A 19219-nucleotide genomic window follows, 5' to 3' on the forward strand; every position below is an offset into this window, starting at 1 on the left:
AAAAAGCCGAAGGGCAACTCCGTGAGCGCCATTCGCCCGGCAGCCGTCGTCGTTCTCGCAGCGGGTGAGGGCACCCGTATGAAGTCGGCCACACCGAAGGTCCTGCATGAGATCTGTGGCCGTTCCCTGGTGGGTCATGTGCTCGCCGCCTCCCGTGAGTTGAACCCCGAGAACCTGGTCGTCGTCGTCGGGCACGCGCGCGAGCAGGTCGCCGCGCATCTCGGAGAGGTCGACGCCGCCGTCCGTACCGCCGTGCAGGAGCGGCAGAACGGCACCGGGCACGCCGTGCGGATCGCGCTGGAGGAGCTGGGCGGGGCGGTCGACGGGACCGTTGTCGTGGTCTGCGGGGACACCCCGCTGCTGACCGGGGAGACGTTGAAGCGGCTCACCGGAACGCATCACGGCGACGGCAACGCGGTGACCGTGCTGACCGCCGAGGTGCCGGACGCGACCGGTTACGGCCGTATCGTGCGCGACGCCGCCTCCGGTGCGGTGACGGCCATCGTGGAGCACAAGGACGCCTCCGAGGCGCAGCGGGCGATCCGGGAGATCAACTCCGGGGTGTTCGCGTTCGACGGCCGGCTGCTGGCGGACGCGCTGGGGAAGGTGCGGACGGACAACAGCCAGGGCGAGGAGTACCTGACCGACGTGCTCGGGATCCTGCGGGAGGCCGGGCACCGGGTGGGGGCCTCGGTGGCCGGCGACCACCGGGAGATCGCCGGGATCAACAACCGGGTGCAGCTGGCGGAGGCGCGCCGCATCCTGAACGACCGGTTGCTGGAGCGGGCGATGCTCGACGGCGTGACCGTCGTGGACCCGGCGACGACGTGGGTGGACGTGACGGTGACCTTCGAGCAGGACGCCGTCGTCCACCCGGGGACGCAGTTGCTCGGTTCGACGCATCTGGCGCAGGGTGCCGAGGTCGGGCCGAACAGCCGGCTGAAGGACACCCGGGTGGGTGCGGGGGCGCGGGTGAACAACACGGTGTCCGATTCCGCCCATGTCGGCGCGGACGCGTCTGTGGGACCGTACGCCTATCTGCGGCCGGGGACCCGGCTGGGGGCGAAGGGCAAGATCGGCACGTACGTGGAGACGAAGAACGCGTCGATCGGGGAGGGGACGAAGATTCCGCATCTCTCCTACGTGGGTGACGCGACGATCGGCGAGTACTCGAACATCGGTGCGGCGAGCGTGTTCGTGAACTACGACGGGGAAAGCAAGCACCACACCACCGTCGGGTCGCACTGCAAGACGGGTTCGGACAACATGTTTGTGGCGCCTGTCACGATCGGGGACGGTGCGTACACCGCTGCCGGATCTGTGATCACGAAGGATGTGCCGCCCGGTTCGCTGGCCGTGGCCCGCGGTCAGCAGCGGAATATCGAGGGTTGGGTGGCGCGGAAGCGTCCGGGGAGCTCGGCCGCGAAGGCTGCCGAGGCGGCTTCCCGGCGGGGCGTGAGCGAGGACTGACCGGAAACAGGTGCGCCGAAGACGTCGTACCGTGATAAGTGCACACCCGCACCTAACCAGCTGTTTCGGCCTCCCGCGCCCGGCACTCAGGGCGCTGGAGATCCAGCTGTACGGCTGAGACACCTCTGAGGAGACAGTGCTGTGACCGGGTTCAAGACGACCGGCGAGAAGAAGATGATGTTCTTCTCCGGCCGCGCCCACCCCGAGCTTGCCGAGGAGGTCGCCCACCAGCTGGGTGTCGGGGTCGTCCCGACGAAGGCCTTCGACTTCGCGAACGGCGAGATCTACGTCCGCTACCAGGAGTCGGCGCGCGGCGCCGACTGTTTCGTGATCCAGAGCCACACGGCTCCGATCAACCAGTGGATCATGGAACAACTGATCATGATCGACGCGCTGAAGCGCGCGTCGGCACGCTCCGTCACGGTGATCGTGCCCTTCTACGGTTACGCGCGGCAGGACAAGAAGCACCGTGGTCGTGAACCGATCTCCGCGCGGCTGATCGCGGATCTGATGAAGACCGCGGGCGCGGACCGGATCCTGACCGTGGATCTGCACACGGACCAGATCCAGGGCTTCTTCGACGGCCCGGTGGACCACCTGTTCGCGCTTCCGCTGCTCGCGGACTACGTCGGCGCGAAGGTGGACAAGGACAAGCTGACGATCGTGTCTCCCGACGCCGGCCGGGTTCGGGTGGCCGACCGCTGGTGCGACCGGCTCGGTGCGCCCCTCGCCATCGTGCACAAGCGGCGCGACAAGGACGTGGCGAACCAGGTGACCGTCCACGAGGTCGTGGGTGAGGTCAAGGGGCGCGTGTGTGTCCTGGTCGACGACATGATCGACACGGGTGGCACGATCTGTGCGGCGGCGGACGCGCTGTTCGCGCACGGTGCGGAGGACGTCATCGTGACGGCGACGCACGGTGTGCTGTCGGGTCCGGCGGCGGACCGGCTGAAGAACTCGCGGGTGAGCGAGTTCGTGCTGACGAACACGCTGCCGACGCCGGGCGAGCTGAGCCGGGATCTGGACAAGATCACGGTGCTGTCGATCGCGCCGACGATCGCGAGTGCGGTGCGTGAGGTGTTCGAGGACGGTTCGGTGACGAGCCTCTTCGACGAGCAGTGAGGTTTCTGCACCGGCTGAGCTGACCTCCGTCGGCTGCCGCTGAAGATCCTTTTGGGTACGGCCTCCCCTCCGAGTAGACTGCTGCAGTTGCTCGGCGAGGGAGGCCGTACCTGTTTGCGCAGGTGTCGGCGGTCCGTTATCGACGCGCTCTTCGTAGCAGGCCGTTCGTGGCCGGGTGACCACGTCCGTTTCTACCTCTACGAGGAGTGATCACCATGTCCGAGGTGAAGATCGCCGCCGAGACGCGCAGCGAGTTCGGCAAGGGTGCCGCGCGCCGTATCCGCCGTGACAGCAAGGTCCCCGGTGTCCTGTACGGCCACGGTTCGGACCCGATCCACCTGACCCTCCCGGGCCACGAGCTGCTGCTCGCGCTGCGTACGCCGAACGTCCTGATCTCCCTGGACATCGACGGCAAGTCGAACGAGCTGGCGATCCCGAAGTCCGTGGTGCGCGACCCGATCAAGGGCTTCCTGGAGCACGTCGACCTGCTGCTGGTCAAGCGCGGCGAGAAGGTCACGGTCGAGATCCCGGTGCACACCGAGGGCGAGCTGGCCGCCGGCGGCAACCTGCTGGAGCACGTGCTCAACGCGCTGCCGGTCGAGGCCGAGGCCACCCACATCCCCGAGGCCGTCATCGTCTCGATCGAGGGCCTGGAGGCCGGCGCCTCCGTCCTCGCCAAGGACATCACCCTGCCGTCCGGCGCGACCCTGGCCGTCGACGAGGACGCGGTCGTCCTCCAGGTCCTGGCCGCGCAGGCGGAGGAGGCCGCGGCGGGCGAGGGCGAGGCCGAGGAAGCCGCCGAGGCCTGAGCCGTCGGTTCAGGTGCCGTCTGCTGACCAGGCCCCCGGCGCTGATGGCTGTGCCCACCCGTTCCGCCTTGCGGAACGATTGCCCACAGCAGTGAGCCGTAAGCGGTCCGCGCAAGCGGCAAGCGGTTAAGCAACGGTCAGCCGCCGTTCCCCCGGGAGCGGCGGCTGGCGCGTATCAAGGAGACATGGACGTGACCACCCCCGCCAACGCCCCGTGGCTGATCGTCGGGCTCGGTAATCCCGGGCCCGAGTACGCGATGAACCGGCACAACGTCGGGTTCATGGTCGTGGAGTTGCTCGCCGGGCGGATCGGGGGGAAGTTCAAGCGGGCCGGGAAGGCGCAGGCGCAGGTCGTGGAGGGGCGGCTCGGGGCGCCGGGGCCCGAGAACCGGCGGGTGATCCTGGCGAAGCCGATGTCGTTCATGAATCTTTCCGGCGGTCCCGTCAACGCGCTGCGCGACTTCTACAAGGTGCCGGTCGCCAACATCGTGGCGATCCACGACGAGCTGGACATCGACTACGGCGTCCTCCGCCTGAAGCTGGGCGGCGGCGACAACGGGCACAACGGGCTGAAGTCGATGACGAAGGCGATGGGGCCGGACTATCACCGGGTGCGGTTCGGGATCGGGCGTCCTCCGGGTCGTATGCAGGTCGCCGACTTCGTGCTGAAGGACTTCTCCTCGGCCGAGCGCAAGGAACTGGACTACTTCGTGGACCGGGCCGCCGACGCGGTGGAGGCGCTGGTCATCGAGGGTCTTGAGCGGGCGCAAAGCACGTACAACTCCTGACTTGTCCCCCACGGCAGTTGACCGGCCGTAGGGACATGGCCAATGATCCCGGCCATGCCTGCTGCCTCCGCCGCTTCCTCCCGTACGGCCTCGGTCAACGCGCTGCGTGTCCTGTCGATGGGCGCGGTCGCCGTGCTGATCCTGGTCGCCGGGGTGTGGGGGTCCTGGGGCACCGCGCAGGACGTGATGCTGACGAAGGGCAAGGAGCAGGGCACCGTCAAGGTGACGGCGTGCGGTGACGACACCTGCACGGGGCCGTTCACGCCCGTCTCGGCCGGTGCGTCGAAGCGCGCGAGTGTCGTCATCGGCAAGTCGGTCGCGGTGCGCAAGGGGCAGACGTACGACGTGATCGTGAAGCCCGGCACCGAGGACGTGGTCCGGTCCGGTCCCGCCGGGATCCTGTACGCCTGGGTGCCGCTCGGCGGTGCGCTGCTGCTGGCGTCTGTGGTGGTGGCCGGGGGGCTGCGGCTGACGCGCGTGGCGTGGCTGCTGGGGGGTGCGGGGATCGCGCTGCTGACGGCGGCGTTCGGGGCGCTGCAGTGAGACGAGGGCAGTGAGACGACGGGTGCCCCCGGGGTGTACGACCCCGGGGGCACCGCCGTGTCCGAGGGCCGTCAGCCGGTGTTGCGCAGGCCGGCCGCCACGCCGTTGACCGTGAGGAGCAGCGCGCGGGCGAGCAGCGGGTCGGCCTGTTCTCCGGCTGCCGCCGCGTCGCGCTGGCGCTTGAGGAGGGTGACCTGGAGGTAGGAGATCGGGTCCAGGTAGGCGTCGCGGATGGTGAAGGTCTGCTTGAGGGCCGGGGTGGCGTCCAGCAGTTCGGCCTCACCGGTGATCTTCAGGACCTCGGCGACCGTCAGTTCGTGCTCGGCCCTGATGGTGTCGAAGACGTGCTTGAGCTCGTCGGGGACGAGGGTGTCGACGTAGTGCTGGGCGATCCGCAGGTCCGTCTTGGCGAGGGTCATCTCGACGTTGGAGACGAAGTTGCGGAAGAAGTGCCACTGTCCGTGCATCTCGTCCAGGACGGTGTCCAGACCCGCCTCGCGCAGTGCCTTCAGACCGGAACCGACGCCGAACCAGCCGGGGACGATCTGCCGGGACTGGGTCCAGCCGAACACCCAGGGGATGGCGCGCAGGCCGTCGAGCGAGACGCCGGAGCCGGGGCGGCGGGAGGGCCGGGAGCCCAGGTGCAGGTCGGCGAGCTGGTCCACCGGCGTCGACGCGAGGAAGTACGTCGGCAGGTCCGGGTCCTCCACCAGGCGGCGGTAGGCCGCGTGGGCGGCGTCCGACACCGCGTCCATCGCGGCGTCCCAGCGGGCCAGGGCCTCCCCCGACTGGCGGGGGGCCGTGTGCAGGGCGGAGGCCTGCAGGGTCGCCGCGACCGTCAGTTCCAGGTTCTCCCTGGCCAGGGACGGGATCAGGTACTTGTCGGAGATGACCTCGCCCTGCTCGGTCACCTTGATCTCGCCCTCCAGGGTGCCCCAGGGCTGGGCGAGGATCGCGTCGTGGGAGGGGCCGCCGCCACGGCCGACGGTGCCGCCGCGGCCGTGGAAGAGACGCAGCCGGACGCCGTAGCGGTGGGCGACGTCGCGCAGCCGGCGCTGGGCGCGGTGGATCTCCCACTGGGAGGTGGTGATGCCGCCGAACTTGGAGGAGTCGGAGTAGCCGAGCATGACCTCCTGGACGTCCCCGCGCAGTGCCACCAGGCGGCGGTACGACGGGTCGGAGAGCATGTCCTCAAGGATGGTGTCGGCGGCCTTGAGCTCGTCGGTGGTCTCCAGGAGCGGCACGATGCCGACCTTCGCCCAGCCGGCGTGCAGGTCGACCAGGCCCGCCTCGCGGGCGAGGACCGCGGCGGCGAAGACGTCGTCGGCGCCCTGGCACATGGAGATGATGTACGACTCGACGACCTCGGGGCCGAAGATCTCCAGGGCCTTCTTCACGGTCTCGAAGACGCCCAGGGTCTTCGCGCCGGCCGCGTCCACGGGTGCCGGGGTCGGGGCCAGCGGCCTTCGCGACCTGAGCTCCTTGGCGAGGAGCTTGGCGCGGTACTCGCGGGGCATGTCGGCGTAGCGCCAGGACTCCTCGCCGAGCCGGTCGAAGAGCTGGCCGAGGGCGTGGTGGTGGGCGTCGGCGTGTTCGCGGACGTCCATGGTGGCGAGCTGGAGGCCGAACGCGGCGAGGGTGCGGATCGTCCGGGCCAGGCGGCCGTCGGCGAACAGGCCGCCGCGGTGCTCGCGCAGGGAGGCCTGGATCAGGCGCAGGTCGCCGAGGAGTTCGGCGGTGCCGAGGTAGTCGCGGCCGGGCTCGTGCGGGGTGCCGGTGGCCAGGCGCTGCTTGGTGTTGGTCAGCTTCTGCCGGATGCAGGTGGCCTTGAGGCGGTAGGGCTCCTCGGCGTTGAGGCGCTTGTAGCGGGGGCTGATCCCGGGCAGCAGCTCCAGGTCGGCCTTCAGGGACTCCAGGAGTTCCTCGGTGGCGCCGGTGTAGCGGATGGAGTTGGAGAGGAAGCCGCGGAGTTCGTCGATCATCTCCAGGGCGTCGTTGATGCCGTGCTCGTGCTGGAGGATGAGGACGTCCCAGGTGACCTGGGGGGTGACGTTGGGGTTGCCGTCGCGGTCGCCGCCGATCCAGGTGCCGAAGGTGAGCGGCCGGGTGTCGTCGGGCAGCTTCACCCCGACCCGCTCCAGCTCCGCCGTCAGGTCCTCCAGGACGTCTCCGACCGCGTCTGCGTGCAGTTCGTCCAGGTAGTAGATGGCGTTGCGGGCCTCGTCGGCGGGCTCCGGGCGTACGACGCGCAGCTCGTCCGTCTGCCACACCAGGTCGATGTTCTCGGCGAGGCGGATGTCGGTACGGCGGCGGTCGGACTCGATGACCGGGGTGTCCAGGAGCGCGGCGATGCGCCGGAGCTTGTTGAGGACCGAACGGCGTGCGGCCTCGGTGGGGTGTGCCGTGAACACCGGGCGGACGTTGAGGTTCTGCACGGTCTGGCGCAGGTGCTCGGGGTCGGCGTCCTTCAGCCGGTCGGCGGTGCGGGCGAGGAGGCCGCCCTCGGCGGCGCGGCGGGCGCGCAGCTCGCGGCCGCGGTGCACCTGCTCGGTGACGTTGGCAAGATGGAAGTAGGTGGAGAAGGCCCGGACCAGCTTGGCGGCGGTCTCCAGTTCGATGCCGCGCAGCAGGTCGGCGGCGGCCTCGCCGTCCTCGCGGGTGAGGCGGCGGACCTTCTCGACGAGTTCCAGCAGCTCGGGGCCCTCCTGGCGGACGAGGGTCTCGCCGAGGAGGTCACCCAGCCGGCGGATGTCGGCGCGCAGCTCACTGGTGGTCGTGGTGGTCTGGTCGTCGGCACTGCTCACAGGTGCGGCTCCTTGCAGTGTTGAAGCTCGTCTGGAGGGAACCCGTCAGTCGGCCGGACGGCAGGCGGGGCCTGGCCGCATAGGGGCCGGACATCAGGGAAGGAAACAGAGCGGACCGCGCTGTCCGACCGACTCCAAGGATAGGTGTCCATGAGGACGCGCAGGTTCTGGGGCTCTTGCCGCGAGACGCCTCACTGCCATACTTACGTCGCCGTAGGTTACGGAACCGTAGGGAAGTACCTCTATCGTCCCGCTCGGTCGCCGCGGATCGGCGTCTCTCTCAACCCTCGACCCCACAGGGGACGCGCATGACCTCGTCTAGTTCCAATGTGATCGAAGACCCCCGGAAGGCGGCCGACGCCGCGCTCCCGGCCGCCACCCTGGGGGGCGAGCGGAAGGGTTCGCTGGAGCAGATCACCCTGTTGCTGTTCATCGTGGTGCCGTTCCTCGCGCTGCTGGCGGCGGTGCCACTGGCGTGGGGATGGGGCGTGAGCTGGCTCGACCTGGGCCTGATGGTGTTCTTCTACTATCTGGGCTGTCACGGCGTGACGATCGGTTACCACCGTTACTTCACCCACGGTTCCTTCAAGGCGAAACGGCCGCTCAGGATCGCGCTGGCGATCGCGGGGTCGCTGGCGGTGGAGGGGCCCCTGGTGCGCTGGGTGGCCGACCACCGCAAGCACCACAAGTTCTCCGACGCGGAGGGCGACCCGCATTCGCCGTGGCGGTACGGCGAGACCGTGCCGGCGCTGATCAAGGGCCTGTGGTGGGCGCACATCGCCTGGATGTTCGACGAGGAGCGGACTCCGCAGGAGAAGTACGCACCGGATCTGATCAAGGACCCGGCGATCCGGGCGATCTCGCGGCAGTTCATCTACTGGACGGTGCTGTCGCTGGCGCTGCCGCCGCTGATCGGCGGTCTGGTGACGATGTCCTGGTGGGGCGCGTTCACCGCGTTCTTCTGGGGTTCACTCGTGCGGGTGGCCCTGCTCCATCATGTGACGTGGTCGATCAACTCGATCTGCCACGCGGTCGGCAAGCGGCCGTTCAAGTCGCGTGACCGTTCGGGCAACGTCTGGTGGCTGGCGGTGCTGTCCTGCGGCGAGTCCTGGCACAACCTGCACCACGCCGACCCGACCTCGGCGCGGCACGGGGTGGAGCGCGGGCAGCTGGACTCGTCGGCGCGGATCATCCGCTGGTGCGAGCAGCTGGGGTGGGCGTACGACGTGCGCTGGCCGTCACGCTCACGTATCGATTCGCGCCGTGACACCGGGGAAGGCGGCTCCCGACAGGGGGCGGAGGCCGCGAAGGCGGCATGATTGACGCCGTGGCGACCGACTCCAGCACCCCCAGTCCCGAAAAGCAGCGGCGGGCGCGTCGTACCCGTATGACCGGGGCGGAGCGTCGCCAGCAGCTGTTGGAGATCGGTCGCACCCTCTTCGCGGCGAAGGGTTTCGAAGGCACCTCGGTGGAGGAGATCGCGGCGAAGGCCGGGGTCTCCAAGCCGGTGGTGTACGAGCACTTCGGCGGCAAGGAGGGGCTGTACGCGGTGGTGGTCGACCGGGAGATGCGGCGGTTGCTGGACATGGTGACCAGTTCCCTCACCGCCGGTCATCCGCGGGAGCTGCTGGAGCAGGCCGCGTTCGCCCTCCTCGACTACATCGAGGAGTACACGGACGGCTTCCGGATCCTGGTCCGGGACTCCCCCATCCCCCAGTCGACGGGTTCCTTCGCGTCCCTCATCTCGGACATCGCCACCCAGGTGGAGGACATCCTGGGCCGCGAGTTCAAGTCCCGCGGCTTCGATCCCAAGCTGGCCCCGCTGTACGCGCAGGCGCTGGTGGGCATGGTCGCGCTGACCGGCCAGTGGTGGCTGGACGTGCGCCGTCCGAAGAAGGCGGAGGTCGCCGCCCACCTGGTGAACCTGTCCTGGCACGGCCTGGACGGCCTGGAGCAGAAGCCGCACCTGATAGGGCGCCGCAAGGCGTAGGACCGCCTCACGCGCCGTCTCACGCCGTGGCGGGCTCCAGGAACTCCAGCCGGTTGCCGACGGGGTCCGCGGAGTAGAAGCGACGGTGGCCGGGGAGGTCGTCGTCCCAGGTGACGGGGGCGCCGTGGGCGGTCAGCCGGGCGGCGTACGCGTCGATGTCCGTGACCCGCAGGCCCGGGTGGGCCTTCTTCGCCGGATGACAGTGACATTCTCCGCCTCCGGCGGGGGCGTTCTCGACGCCCAGGTGGAGCCGGACGGTGCCGGCCTCGAACCAGCAGCCGCCGCGCGCCGCGAGCACCGGCGGCTTGGCCACCTCGGTCATGCCGAGGGCGTCCCCGTAGTACGCCCGCAGCGCGTCCTCCGAGCCGGGCGGGGCGGCGAGCTGGACGTGGTCGACGGCGGCGAGCATCAGCCCTCCTTGCGGGCGACGGCGAACAGCCGGCGGAACGGCAGGACCGTGCCGTACGGGGCGCTCGGGTAGGCCTCGCGCAGCAGGTCGCGGTACTCGGCGACGAAGGCGTCCCGGGCCTCGGGGTCGTCGCCGAGGACGGTGAGGGCGGGGCGCAGCCCGGTGCCCTTGACCCAGTCCAGGACGGGGTCCTCGCCCTCCAGGACGTGCAGGTAGGTGGTCTCCCAGACGTCGGTGGCGCAGCCGAGGCGGGCGAGCCGGTCGAGGTAGGCGACGGGCGGGTGGACGGAGTCCTCGTGGCGCAGGACGTCGGCGAGCCGGGCCTTCCAGCGGGGCGTGGCGGCGAGCTCGCGCATCAGGGCGTGCAGGGGCGCGTCGATGTTGTTCGGCACCTGGAAGGCGAAGCTGCCGCCGGGAACGAGCGCGTCCAGCCAGCCGGCGAAGCGGTCGAGGTGGCCGGGGACCCAGTGGAGCGCCGCGTTCGACACGATCAGGTCGTACGACCGTTCGGGCGCCCAGGTGCGCAGGTCGGCGTGGGCGAAGTCGAGGCGGCCGCCGCCGGGGGTGGGTCCCGCGTGGTCGACCTGGGCCTTGTCGAGCATCGCGGTCGAGTTGTCGTAGCCGGTGATGTGCGCGCTGGGCCAGCGGTCGGCGAGGACAGCGGTCACGTTGCCGGGGCCGCAGCCGAGGTCCGCGACGGCCGGGGGTTCGCCGGGGAGGTCGGGGATGCGGGCCAGAAGGTCGGTGAAGGGGCGGGCGCGGTGGCCGGCGTGGCGGAGGTACTGGGTGGGGTCCCAGGAGGGCGTCGTCATGCCGACCACTTTCCCCGCGAAGATCTCTTGATGTCAAGAGACTCGACATCAAGAGACTTCATGTCGACACAACCACTACACTGATCGCCATGGAGGACGAGGTCGATCGGCTGGTCGCTGCGTGGCGCCGGGAGCGCCCGGACCTCGACGTGGAACCGCTCGAGGTGCTCAGCCGGGTGAGCCGGCTGGCGCGGCACCTGGACCGGGCACGTCGGCTGGCCTTCGCCGAGCACAGCCTGGAGCCCTGGGAGTTCGACGTGCTGACCGCGCTGAGGCGCGCGGGCACGCCGTACCAGCTCTCCCCCGGGCAGCTGCTGACGCAGACCCTGGTCACCTCGGGGACGATGACCAACCGGATCGACCGGCTGGCCAAGAAGAGCCTGGTGGAACGGCTGCCGGACCCCAGCGACCGGCGGGGCGTGCTGGTACGCCTGACCACCGAGGGCCAGGACCGCGCGGACCAGGCCCTGGCCGGCCTCCTCGACCAGGAGCGGGCTATCCTCGGCGAGCTCTCCCCCACCCAGCGATCCGAACTCGCCGGACTGCTACGCCAGTTGACCGCCCCGTTCGACAACATCCCCGGCTAGGCGCTCCGCTGGAAGTACCGCGGTAGGCCGTCGGTCGGCTGCGGCGCCGTTGTGGCTGGTCGCGCCCACGCGGCGGAGCCGCATATTGATACAGCCCCGCGCCCCTACGGGGCGCTGGTCAGGCGCTGCTGCTCTCCTCCGGCATGATCCGCCCGGCGGGCCCCAGGTCCACCGGCCCCACCCCGGCCCGGCGTGCGAGTGCGACCGCGGCCAGGGTGGAGTGGACGCCCAGTTTGCCGAGGACGTTCTGCATGTGGGTGCGGACGGTGTGCGGGGACAGGAAGAGGCGCTCGGCGACGGCCTTGCGCCCCAGGCCCGCCACCATGCACCGGAGCACTTCCCGCTCTCTCGGCGTGAGGGACTCCACGAGCCGCTCGCTCTCGGTGCGGTGCTTGCGCGCGGCCGTCAACTCCCGCAGCACCCCGGTCAGCAGGGCGGGCGGCAGATGCGTCTCGTCGCGCAGCACGCCCCGGATGACGTTCAGCAGCCGGGACAGCGAGCAGTCCTTGGCGACCCAGCCGGAGGCGCCGGCCTGCAGGGCCAGGGCCGCGCGCCGCGGGTCGTCCTTCTCGGCGAGGACGACGACCCGGACGGCGGGCTGGGCCGAGCGGACGCCGGCGACCAGCGATATGCCGTCGACCAGCCCCTCCTCGTTGGCCTCCTGCACCGGCACGGCCGCCCGGCCACCGGGCAGTTGACCGCCCAGGTCGGCGTCGACGAGCAGCACGTCGTAGCGGCGGCCCTCGGCGACCGCGCGCTCCAGGCAGCGCAGCGCGGCCGGACCGCTGCCGGCCGCGGACACGTCGACGTCGGGCTCGGCAGCCAGTGCGGCGGCCAGTGACTCGGCGAAGATGCGGTGGTCGTCGACGACCAGGACTCGGATACGAACCACGAAACCCCCTTCCCCAGTGCTCTTCACGAGCTGGGGATACCCCAAGGTCCGGAGAACGACAAACCATGCGGACACGACACCCGCGGAGGGACGGAACCGCACGGCCGCCGCCGTGCCTGAACTGCTACCCCCACCGCGGGCGTCGTATCCGACTTGTCTCGCCCCCTGATCAGTACCGGCCCCCACCGGTACTGCTCATCAGAGTACGGGCGGTCGCCGGGAGCGGAAGGCAATTTGCAGAACTGCCCGGCCGACGCGTTTATGGTGTGCCGCATGTTTCGTATTGAGGCGGAAGTCGACAAGGAACGACGCGATCTGCTCCGCGCCCGGCTGCTGGCCACCAACACGGCGGCCTCTCCCGTCCTGGCGGCCCTGCGCGGCACACCGGCCGAACGCGAGGTCCCGCTGCACCTGTGGGCGACGGACGAGGGTTCGGGCGACCTGGCCGGCGGTCTTGTCGGGCACAGCTGGGCGTCCTGGCTGCACGTCACCTACCTCTGGGTGGACGCCCGCCATCGCGGCACCGGCCTCGGCGGCGGCCTGCTCGCGGAGGCCGAGCGCATCGCCCGCGCGGACCGCGGCTGCACCGCCGCCCGCCTGGAGACCTGGGACTTCCAGGCCCCGGAGTTCTACAAGAAGCAGGGGTACGAGGTGGTGTGCGTGATCCCCGACTATCCGCCGGGGATCACGGAGTACACGCTGACGAAGCGGCTGGGCTGAGCCTCAGCCCTGCTCCCGCCGGGCGCCCGCCGACGGCACCGCCTCGAACACCCGCGGGGCCTTGAAACCGGCCGCCGCGAAGGCCTCCTCGACCGCCTTGGTGATCGTGTCGACGTCGGCCGCCTCGGCGAGGACGATCGCCGAGCCGCCGAAGCCGCCGCCGGTCATCCGGGCGCCCAGCGCACCGGCCGCGTTCGCCGCCTCCACGACCAGGTCCAGCTCGGGGCAGGAGACCTGGAAGTCGTCGCGGAGAGAGGCGTGGCCCTCGGTGAGGACCGGGCCGATGGCGCGGTTGTCGCCCGCTTCGAGGAGGGCGACGACGCGCTCGACGCGGTGGTCCTCGGTGACGACGTGCCGGACCAGGCGCCGTACCTCTTCCTCGTCACCGAGGCGTTCGAGCGCGGGCTCCAGGTCGGCGTAGGCGATGTCCCGCAGCGCGTCCACGCCGAGCAGGGCCGCACCCTTCTCGCAGCCCGCGCGGCGCTTGCCGTACTCGCCGCCGCTGTGCGCGTGCTTGACCTGGGTGTCGACGACCAGCAGGCGCATGCCCTCGGCCGCGAGGTCGAAGGGGATCTGCTTCTGCGAGAGGTCGCGGGTGTCCAGGAACAGGGCGTGGCCGGCCTCGCAGCAGGCGGACGCCGTCTGGTCCATGATGCCGGTCGGCGCCCCGACGTAGACGTTCTCCGCGCGCTGGCACAGGCGGGCCAGCTGCCAGCGCTGCAGGCCCAGTTCGTAGAGGTCGTTGAGCGCGAGGGCGATCACCACCTCCAGGGCCGCGGAGGAGGACAGGCCGGCGCCGGTCGGCACAGTGGAGGCGAGGTGGACATCGGCGCCGGTGACCGGGTGGCCGGCCTCGCGCAGCGCCCAGACCACACCCGCCGGGTACGCCGTCCACTCCTGGTCGGTGCCGGGTTCCAGGGCGTCGAGGGAGAGCTCGACGATCCCGCCCTCGACGTCCGAGGAGTGCAGCCGCAGCACGCCGTCGGTGCGGCGGGCGACGGCGGCCGTCGCCACGTGCGGCAGCGCGAACGGCATCACGAAGCCGTCGTTGTAGTCGGTGTGCTCGCCGATCAGGTTGACCCGGCCCGGTGCCGCCCAGACGCCGTCGGGAGCCGTCCCGTACAGCTCCTCGAAGGCGGCTCCGACCTGTGCTGCTGCCCCCACTACTGCTCCCTTGCGATGTGCTGTGCGAACTCCCAGGCGTCCGCGACGATCCCCGCGAGGTCCGCGCGGGTCGGGTTCCAGCCCAGCTTCTCGCGGGCGGTGGCCGCCGAGGCGACCAGGACCGCCGGGTCGCCGCCCCGGCGCGGGGCCACGACCTCGGGGATCGGGTGGCCGGTGACCTGCCGGACCGTCTCGATGACCTCGCGGACCGAGAAGCCCTCGCCGTTGCCGAGGTTGCAGATCAGGTGCTCGCCGGGGCGTGCGGCCGTCAGGGCCAGCAGGTGGGCGTCGGCCAGGTCGGCGACGTGGATGTAGTCGCGGATGCAGGTGCCGTCGGGCGTCGGGTAGTCGTCGCCGAAGACGGAGATGGCCTCGCGCCTGCCCTGGGCGACCTGGAGGACCAGCGGGATCAGGTGCGACTCGGGGTTGTGGCGCTCGCCCTGCGCGCCGTACGCCCCGGCCACGTTGAAGTAGCGCAGGGAGACCGCGCCCAGGCCGTGCGCGGCGGCCTCGCCGGTGATCATGTGGTCGACGGCGAGCTTGGTGGCGCCGTACGGGTTGGTCGGCTGGGTGGGGGCGGTCTCGACGATCGGGACCTGCTCCGGCTCGCCGTAGGTGGCCGCCGTGGAGGAGAAGACGAGCTTGCGGACGCCGGCCTCGCGCATCGCGGCGAGCAGCGCCATGGTGCCGCCGACGTTGTTGTCCCAGTACTTCTCGGGCTTCACGACCGACTCGCCGACCTGGGAGAACGCGGCGAAGTGCAGCACCGCCTCGTAGGAGGAGTCCAGCCACTTGGCGGCGTCGCGGATGTCGCCCTCGACGAAGGCGGCGCCCGCGGGGACGCCCTCGCGGAAGCCCGTGGAGAGGTTGTCGAGGACGGTGACCTCGTGGCCCGCCTCCAGCAGGTGCTGGGCGACCACGCTGCCGACGTAACCCGCCCCGCCCGTCACCAGGTACTTCATCAACTCGCTACCTCTCGCAGTCGCTCGGCCGCGCGCTCCGGCGGCACGTCGTTGATGAACACGCTCATGCCCGACTCGGAACCCGCGAGAAACTTCAGCTTGCCGGACGTTCGGCGGATGGTGAAAAGCTCCAGGTGCAGCGCGAAGTCGTCGCGCGTGACACCCTCGAACTCCTCCAGCGTCCCGAACGGCGCCTGGTGCCAGGCGGCGATGTAGGGCGTGGGAGGCTCACCCTCACCGAAGATACGGTCGAAGCGCCTCAAGAGTTCCAGATAAACCTGGGGGAACTCTGAGCGTGCCGCCTCGTCGAGCCCGAGCAGGTCGGGGACACGGCGCTTCGGGTACAGGTGGACCTCGTAGGGCCAGTGTGCCGCGTACGGCACGAAGGCGACCCAGTGTTCACTCTCAAGGACGACCCGCTCGTCGGCGAGTTCACGCGCCAGCACGGCGTCGAAGAGGTTCTCTCCGCCGGTGGCCTCCTTGTGGGCGGCGAGTGAGCGCAGCATCAGGGCGGTGCGCGGGGTGGTGAAGGGGTACGCGTAGATCTGGCCGTGCGGGTGACCGAGCGTCACGCCGATCTCCTCGCCGCGGTTCTCGAAGCAGAACACCTGCTCGACGGAGGGGAGATGCGACAGCTCCGACGTCCGGTCGGTCCACGCGTCCAGGACCAGGCCCGCCTGCTCCTCGGTGAGGCTCGCGAAGGACGCGTCGTGGTCCGAGGTGAAGCAGACCACCTCACAGCGCCCGGAGTCGCCGGCCAGCGAGGGGAAACGGTTCTCGAAGACCACGACGTCGTACGACGAGTCCGGGATCTCGCTCAGCCGGTCGCCCTTGGTCGGGCACAGCGGGCACTGGTCGGCCGGCGGGTGGTAGGTGCGGCCCTGCCGGTGCGAGGCGATGGCCACCTGGTCGCCGAGGAGCGGATCCCTCCGGATCTCGGAGGTGGTGTGCGTCCGCTCCAGCGGACGGCGGTCCACCGCGTCCCGCACGGTGTCGTCGCGCAGGTCGTAGTAGATGAGTTCGCGACCGTCGGCCAGCCGGGTCGAGGTCTTCTTCACTGCGGACTCCCATTGATCGAGCCAGCCAACCATCAAACAGAACCGAACACACCAAAACACAACTCACCACCCCAGTCAACATCGCAATCAATCAAGGTGAGACAACGAAAGTGTTGAATTACTGGGTGCAGAACCCCACAGATGCCCCCGTATCCCCCACACACCTCGCGGCGGACCTCACCACGGACCTCGCGGCGGGGCTGCGGCTCCCCACCAACGGCCTGGACTACACGATCCTCGCGATCTACTTCGTCGTCGTCCTGGGCATCGGCTTCGCGGCCCGCCGCTCGGTGAAGACCAGCCTCGACTTCTTCCTCTCCGGGCGGTCGCTGCCCGCCTGGATCACCGGTCTCGCGTTCATCTCGGCGAACCTGGCCGCCACCGAGATCCTCGGCATGGCCGCCAACAGCGCGCAGTACGGCGCGTACACCGTGCACTGGTACTGGATCGGCGCCATTCCGGCCATGGTCTTCCTGGGCCTGGTGATGATGCCCTTCTACTACGGCAGCAAGGTCCGCTCGGTCCCCGAGATGCTGCTGCTCCGCTTCGACAGAGCCGCGCACCTGCTGAGTTCGATCCTGTTCGCCTTCGCGGCCATTCTGATCGCCGGTGTGAACCTGTACGCCCTGGCGATCGTCGTGGAGGCGCTGCTCGGCTGGCCGCAGTGGGTGGCGATCGTGGTCGCCGGCGCGTTCGTGCTGGCGTACATCACCCTCGGTGGTCTCTCCTCCGCCATCTACAACGAGGTACTGCAGTTCTTCGTGATCCTCGCCGCCCTCATCCCGCTGTCCGTGCTCGGCCTGAAGAAGGTCGGCGGCTGGGACGGCCTGGTCGACAAGCTCACCGCCACCCACGGCCGCAACTTCACGACCGCCTGGGGCGGCACCGGCATCGGCTCCGTCAACCCGCTCGGCGCGAACTGGCTGACCATCGTCGTCGGCCTCGGCTTCGTGCTCTCCTTCGGCTACTGGACGACGAACTTCGCCGAGGTGCAGCGCGCCCTGTCGGCGAAGAACCTCTCCGCCGCGCAGCGCACGCCGCTGATCGCCGCCTACCCGAAGATCTTCATCGTCTTCCTGGTGATGATCCCGGGCCTGGTCGCCGCCGCGCTGGTGCCGGGCATCGGCAGGCCCGGCTCGGACCTCCAGTACAACGACGCGATCCCGTATCTGATGTCACAGCTGCTGCCCAACGGCGTGCTCGGCATCGCGGTCACCGGACTGCTGGCCGCCTTCATGGCCGGCATGGCGGCCAACGTCTCGTCCTTCAACACCGTCTTCACGACGGACATCTGGGCGAAGTACGTGGTCAGAGGCCGTGAGGACGGCTACTACGTGCGCTTCGGACGCCTCATCACGGCGATCGGCGTCTGCGCGTCCATCGGTACGGCGTTCCTGGCGTCGTCGTTCTCGAACATCATGAGCTACCTCCAGACGCTGTTCTCCTTCTTCAACGTGCCGATGTTCGTCGTCTTCATCGTCGGCATGTTCTGGAAGCGGGCCTCGGCGAAATCCGGCTTCTGGGGGCTGCTCGCGGGCACCGTGACCGCGATGGTCAACTACTTCGTCCTCTACAAGAAGGGCATCATCGGCATCCCCACCGACCAGGGCGCCAACTTCGTCTCCGCGATCGCCGGCTTCGTCGCCGGCGCGGTGGTGATGGTGATCGTGTCCCTGTTCACCGCGCCCAAGCCGGAGGCGGAGCTCGCGGGCCTCGTCTACGGCACGCGCTCCCCCGGCATGACGGAGGCGCCCGCGCCCGGCGACGAGGCCTGGTACCGGCGGCCGGCACTGCTGGGCTGGGGCGCGGTGATCCTGGCCGCCCTCTGCTATGTGCCGTTCTCGTTCTGATCGCCGTCGCTGCAGAATGGAGAGACCATGACCGACGACTCCGGGCACTCCGGGTTCCACTACTCCGAGCAGGACGTCCAGCGGGAAGTCACCGAGCTGGAGGGCAAATCGGCGACCGCCGCGCGCATCTTCGATCTGCGGCGGATCATCGGTGGGTTGTTCGTGCTGTACGGGATCATCGTCACGATCACCGGGATCACGGACTCGCAAGCCGAGATCGACAAGGCGCAGGGGATCAACATCAACCTGTGGACCGGGATCGGGATGCTGTTGCTGGGGGTGTTCTTTCTGGTGTGGCTGTGGGTGCGGCCCACTCCTCCGGTGGGAGAGGCCGACGACTGATTTCCGGTTGTGTTCCGGCTGCGGGTGCGTGGGGGCTGGTCGCGCCCGCGCGGCGGAGCCGCAAATTGATACAGCCCCGCGCCCCTGGGTGGGTGCGGTGGCCGTCGGCTAAATGTCCGGCCCTGCTGAATTGTTGAGCGGGCCTGCCCTGTCCAGGAGCCCCGTGCGCGCCGCGAGCGCAGCCGCCTCCAGCCTCGACCCCACCCCCAGCTTCATCAGCACCCTCTGTACATGCGTACGTGCCGTGCTCGGGGCGATGCCCATGCCCGCCGCGATCAGCCTCGTGTCCTCGCCGTCAGCCACCCGCACCAGGACCTCCACCTCCCTCGGGGTGAGCATCTGGAGGAGGCGCTGGCCCTCGTCGTCGGGCTGGGCGGCCGGGTTGAGGAGTTCGGCGAAGGCGCCCTGGAGGAGGGCGGGTGCCACGGCGGCCTCCCCGGCCCGCGCCTTCATGATCGCCCGCTCGACGCCCTCTATCCGCTCGTCGTGCCGTACATACCCGGAGGCGCCCGCGGCGAAGGCCGCCGCGATGCCCCGCGGGGACGGCACCGGGCCCAGCACCAGCACCGCGACCTGCGGCCGCTCCTTCTTGATCCGCACCACCGGGTCGAAGATCCCCGGCTCGGCCGGTGCCGCTGTACCGAGCAGGCACACCTCGGGTGCCCTTGTGATCACCAGTTCGGCCGCGCCCGCGGCCGGTGCCGCCGCCGCCAGCACCCGGTGGCCGCGCAGTTTCAGCGCCGAGGCCAGCGCCTCCGCGAGCAACCGGTGGTCGTCGACCACCATGAGCCGCACTCCCATAGAGCAACCCCCCAGTCCCCCCAATGGATGCCCCACTATGGATGCCCACTGGTCCGCATGGACAGAGGGCCCCCCGGCACCTCGTCCTTCATGCCC

At 70.0% G+C, this 19219-nt stretch carries 19 protein-coding genes; 11 read left to right on the top strand and 8 right to left on the bottom strand.

Features of this window, described 5'->3' with window-relative positions; all coding sequences use genetic code 11:
* The first annotated feature begins 21 nt into the window (after positions 1-21).
* The 5 genes from glmU to KVT45_RS24430 all read left to right on the top strand — a co-directional run bounded on the left by glmU (position 22) and on the right by KVT45_RS24430 (position 4732).
* Positions 22-1470: a bifunctional UDP-N-acetylglucosamine diphosphorylase/glucosamine-1-phosphate N-acetyltransferase GlmU gene (gene glmU, locus KVT45_RS24410; protein WP_217550832.1), complete on the top strand. Its 1449-nt coding sequence runs from the start codon at positions 22-24 to the stop codon at positions 1468-1470.
* Between the two features lie 141 nt (positions 1471-1611).
* Positions 1612-2592 carry a ribose-phosphate diphosphokinase gene (locus KVT45_RS24415; RefSeq protein WP_089102234.1) on the top strand — a complete coding sequence of 327 codons (981 nt, stop codon included), beginning with the start codon at positions 1612-1614 and terminating at the stop codon, positions 2590-2592.
* 215 nt (positions 2593-2807) lie between these two features.
* Positions 2808-3401 (top strand): 50S ribosomal protein L25/general stress protein Ctc, encoded by a 594-nt coding sequence (locus tag KVT45_RS24420; protein WP_217550834.1) that lies wholly within the window; start codon positions 2808-2810, stop codon positions 3399-3401.
* A 185-nt stretch (positions 3402-3586) separates the two neighbouring features.
* On the top strand, positions 3587-4189 hold the full coding sequence (gene pth, locus KVT45_RS24425) for an aminoacyl-tRNA hydrolase (RefSeq protein WP_217550836.1): 603 nt from the start codon (positions 3587-3589) through the stop codon (positions 4187-4189).
* 42 nt (positions 4190-4231) lie between these two features.
* Positions 4232-4732 carry a hypothetical protein gene (locus KVT45_RS24430; RefSeq protein ID WP_217550838.1) on the top strand — a complete coding sequence of 167 codons (501 nt, stop codon included), beginning with the start codon at positions 4232-4234 and terminating at the stop codon, positions 4730-4732.
* Positions 4733-4803: 71 nt separating this feature from the next.
* On the opposite strand, the gene ppc is transcribed toward KVT45_RS24430, so the two are convergent.
* A complete protein-coding gene (ppc, locus tag KVT45_RS24435) occupies positions 4804-7536 on the bottom strand; it encodes a phosphoenolpyruvate carboxylase (protein WP_217550840.1) in 2733 nt (910 codons plus the stop codon).
* A gap of 308 nt (positions 7537-7844) precedes the next feature.
* Between ppc and KVT45_RS24440 the strand changes: the two genes are divergently transcribed.
* Entirely contained in the window at positions 7845-8855 is a 1011-nt protein-coding gene (locus KVT45_RS24440; protein ID WP_217550842.1) for a fatty acid desaturase, read from the top strand.
* The gene (locus tag KVT45_RS24445; protein WP_089102228.1) at positions 8852-9526 is read left to right on the top strand and encodes a TetR/AcrR family transcriptional regulator; all 675 of its coding nucleotides are present in this window, start codon (positions 8852-8854) and stop codon (positions 9524-9526) included. The genes KVT45_RS24440 and KVT45_RS24445 overlap by 4 nt, the downstream gene beginning before the upstream one ends.
* Before the next feature lie 19 nt (positions 9527-9545).
* Here KVT45_RS24445 and KVT45_RS24450 read toward each other — a convergent pair whose 3' ends face one another.
* Both KVT45_RS24450 and KVT45_RS24455 read right to left on the bottom strand, forming a co-directional pair.
* A complete protein-coding gene (locus KVT45_RS24450) occupies positions 9546-9935 on the bottom strand; it encodes a VOC family protein (protein WP_217550844.1) in 390 nt (129 codons plus the stop codon).
* On the bottom strand, positions 9935-10747 hold the full coding sequence (locus KVT45_RS24455) for a trans-aconitate 2-methyltransferase (RefSeq protein ID WP_217550846.1): 813 nt from the start codon (positions 10745-10747) through the stop codon (positions 9935-9937). The genes KVT45_RS24450 and KVT45_RS24455 overlap by 1 nt, the downstream gene beginning before the upstream one ends.
* A gap of 89 nt (positions 10748-10836) precedes the next feature.
* On the opposite strand from KVT45_RS24455, the gene KVT45_RS24460 reads away from it, so the two are divergent.
* Positions 10837-11334: a MarR family winged helix-turn-helix transcriptional regulator gene (locus KVT45_RS24460; protein ID WP_217550848.1), complete on the top strand. Its 498-nt coding sequence runs from the start codon at positions 10837-10839 to the stop codon at positions 11332-11334.
* A 118-nt stretch (positions 11335-11452) separates the two neighbouring features.
* Here KVT45_RS24460 and KVT45_RS24465 read toward each other — a convergent pair whose 3' ends face one another.
* The gene (locus tag KVT45_RS24465) at positions 11453-12226 is read right to left on the bottom strand and encodes a response regulator transcription factor (protein ID WP_217550850.1); all 774 of its coding nucleotides are present in this window, start codon (positions 12224-12226) and stop codon (positions 11453-11455) included.
* A gap of 261 nt (positions 12227-12487) precedes the next feature.
* Here KVT45_RS24465 and KVT45_RS24470 point away from each other — a divergent pair, with 261 nt between their 5' ends.
* Entirely contained in the window at positions 12488-12946 is a 459-nt protein-coding gene (locus tag KVT45_RS24470) for a GNAT family N-acetyltransferase (protein WP_217551010.1), read from the top strand.
* Between the two features lie 3 nt (positions 12947-12949).
* Here the strand turns inward: KVT45_RS24470 and galK are convergent, their stop codons facing one another.
* The 3 genes from galK to galT are packed head-to-tail and all read right to left on the bottom strand — an operon-like array spanning position 12950 to position 16130.
* Positions 12950-14110 carry a galactokinase gene (gene galK / locus KVT45_RS24475; protein ID WP_217550852.1) on the bottom strand — a complete coding sequence of 387 codons (1161 nt, stop codon included), beginning with the start codon at positions 14108-14110 and terminating at the stop codon, positions 12950-12952.
* Positions 14110-15072 carry a UDP-glucose 4-epimerase GalE gene (galE, locus tag KVT45_RS24480; RefSeq protein WP_217550854.1) on the bottom strand — a complete coding sequence of 321 codons (963 nt, stop codon included), beginning with the start codon at positions 15070-15072 and terminating at the stop codon, positions 14110-14112. The genes galK and galE overlap by 1 nt, the downstream gene beginning before the upstream one ends.
* Positions 15072-16130 carry a galactose-1-phosphate uridylyltransferase gene (gene galT / locus KVT45_RS24485; RefSeq protein ID WP_217550856.1) on the bottom strand — a complete coding sequence of 353 codons (1059 nt, stop codon included), beginning with the start codon at positions 16128-16130 and terminating at the stop codon, positions 15072-15074. Before galT ends, galE begins: the two co-directional genes overlap by 1 nt.
* 200 nt (positions 16131-16330) lie before the next feature.
* Between galT and KVT45_RS24490 the strand changes: the two genes are divergently transcribed.
* The gene (locus KVT45_RS24490) at positions 16331-17980 is read left to right on the top strand and encodes a sodium:solute symporter family protein (protein ID WP_217551012.1); all 1650 of its coding nucleotides are present in this window, start codon (positions 16331-16333) and stop codon (positions 17978-17980) included.
* A 27-nt stretch (positions 17981-18007) separates the two neighbouring features.
* Positions 18008-18322, top strand: a complete 315-nt coding sequence (locus tag KVT45_RS24495) for a hypothetical protein (protein ID WP_217550858.1) — start codon at positions 18008-18010, stop codon at positions 18320-18322.
* Between the two features lie 108 nt (positions 18323-18430).
* On the opposite strand, the gene KVT45_RS24500 is transcribed toward KVT45_RS24495, so the two are convergent.
* Complete coding sequence (locus tag KVT45_RS24500; protein ID WP_217550860.1) at positions 18431-19123, bottom strand: LuxR C-terminal-related transcriptional regulator; 693 nt, start codon at positions 19121-19123, stop codon at positions 18431-18433.
* Positions 19124-19219 lie beyond the last annotated feature (96 nt).

Source organism: Streptomyces sp. GbtcB6 (assembly GCF_019091475.1).
GTDB classification, from domain to species: Bacteria; Actinomycetota; Actinomycetes; order Streptomycetales; family Streptomycetaceae; genus Streptomyces; species Streptomyces hyaluromycini.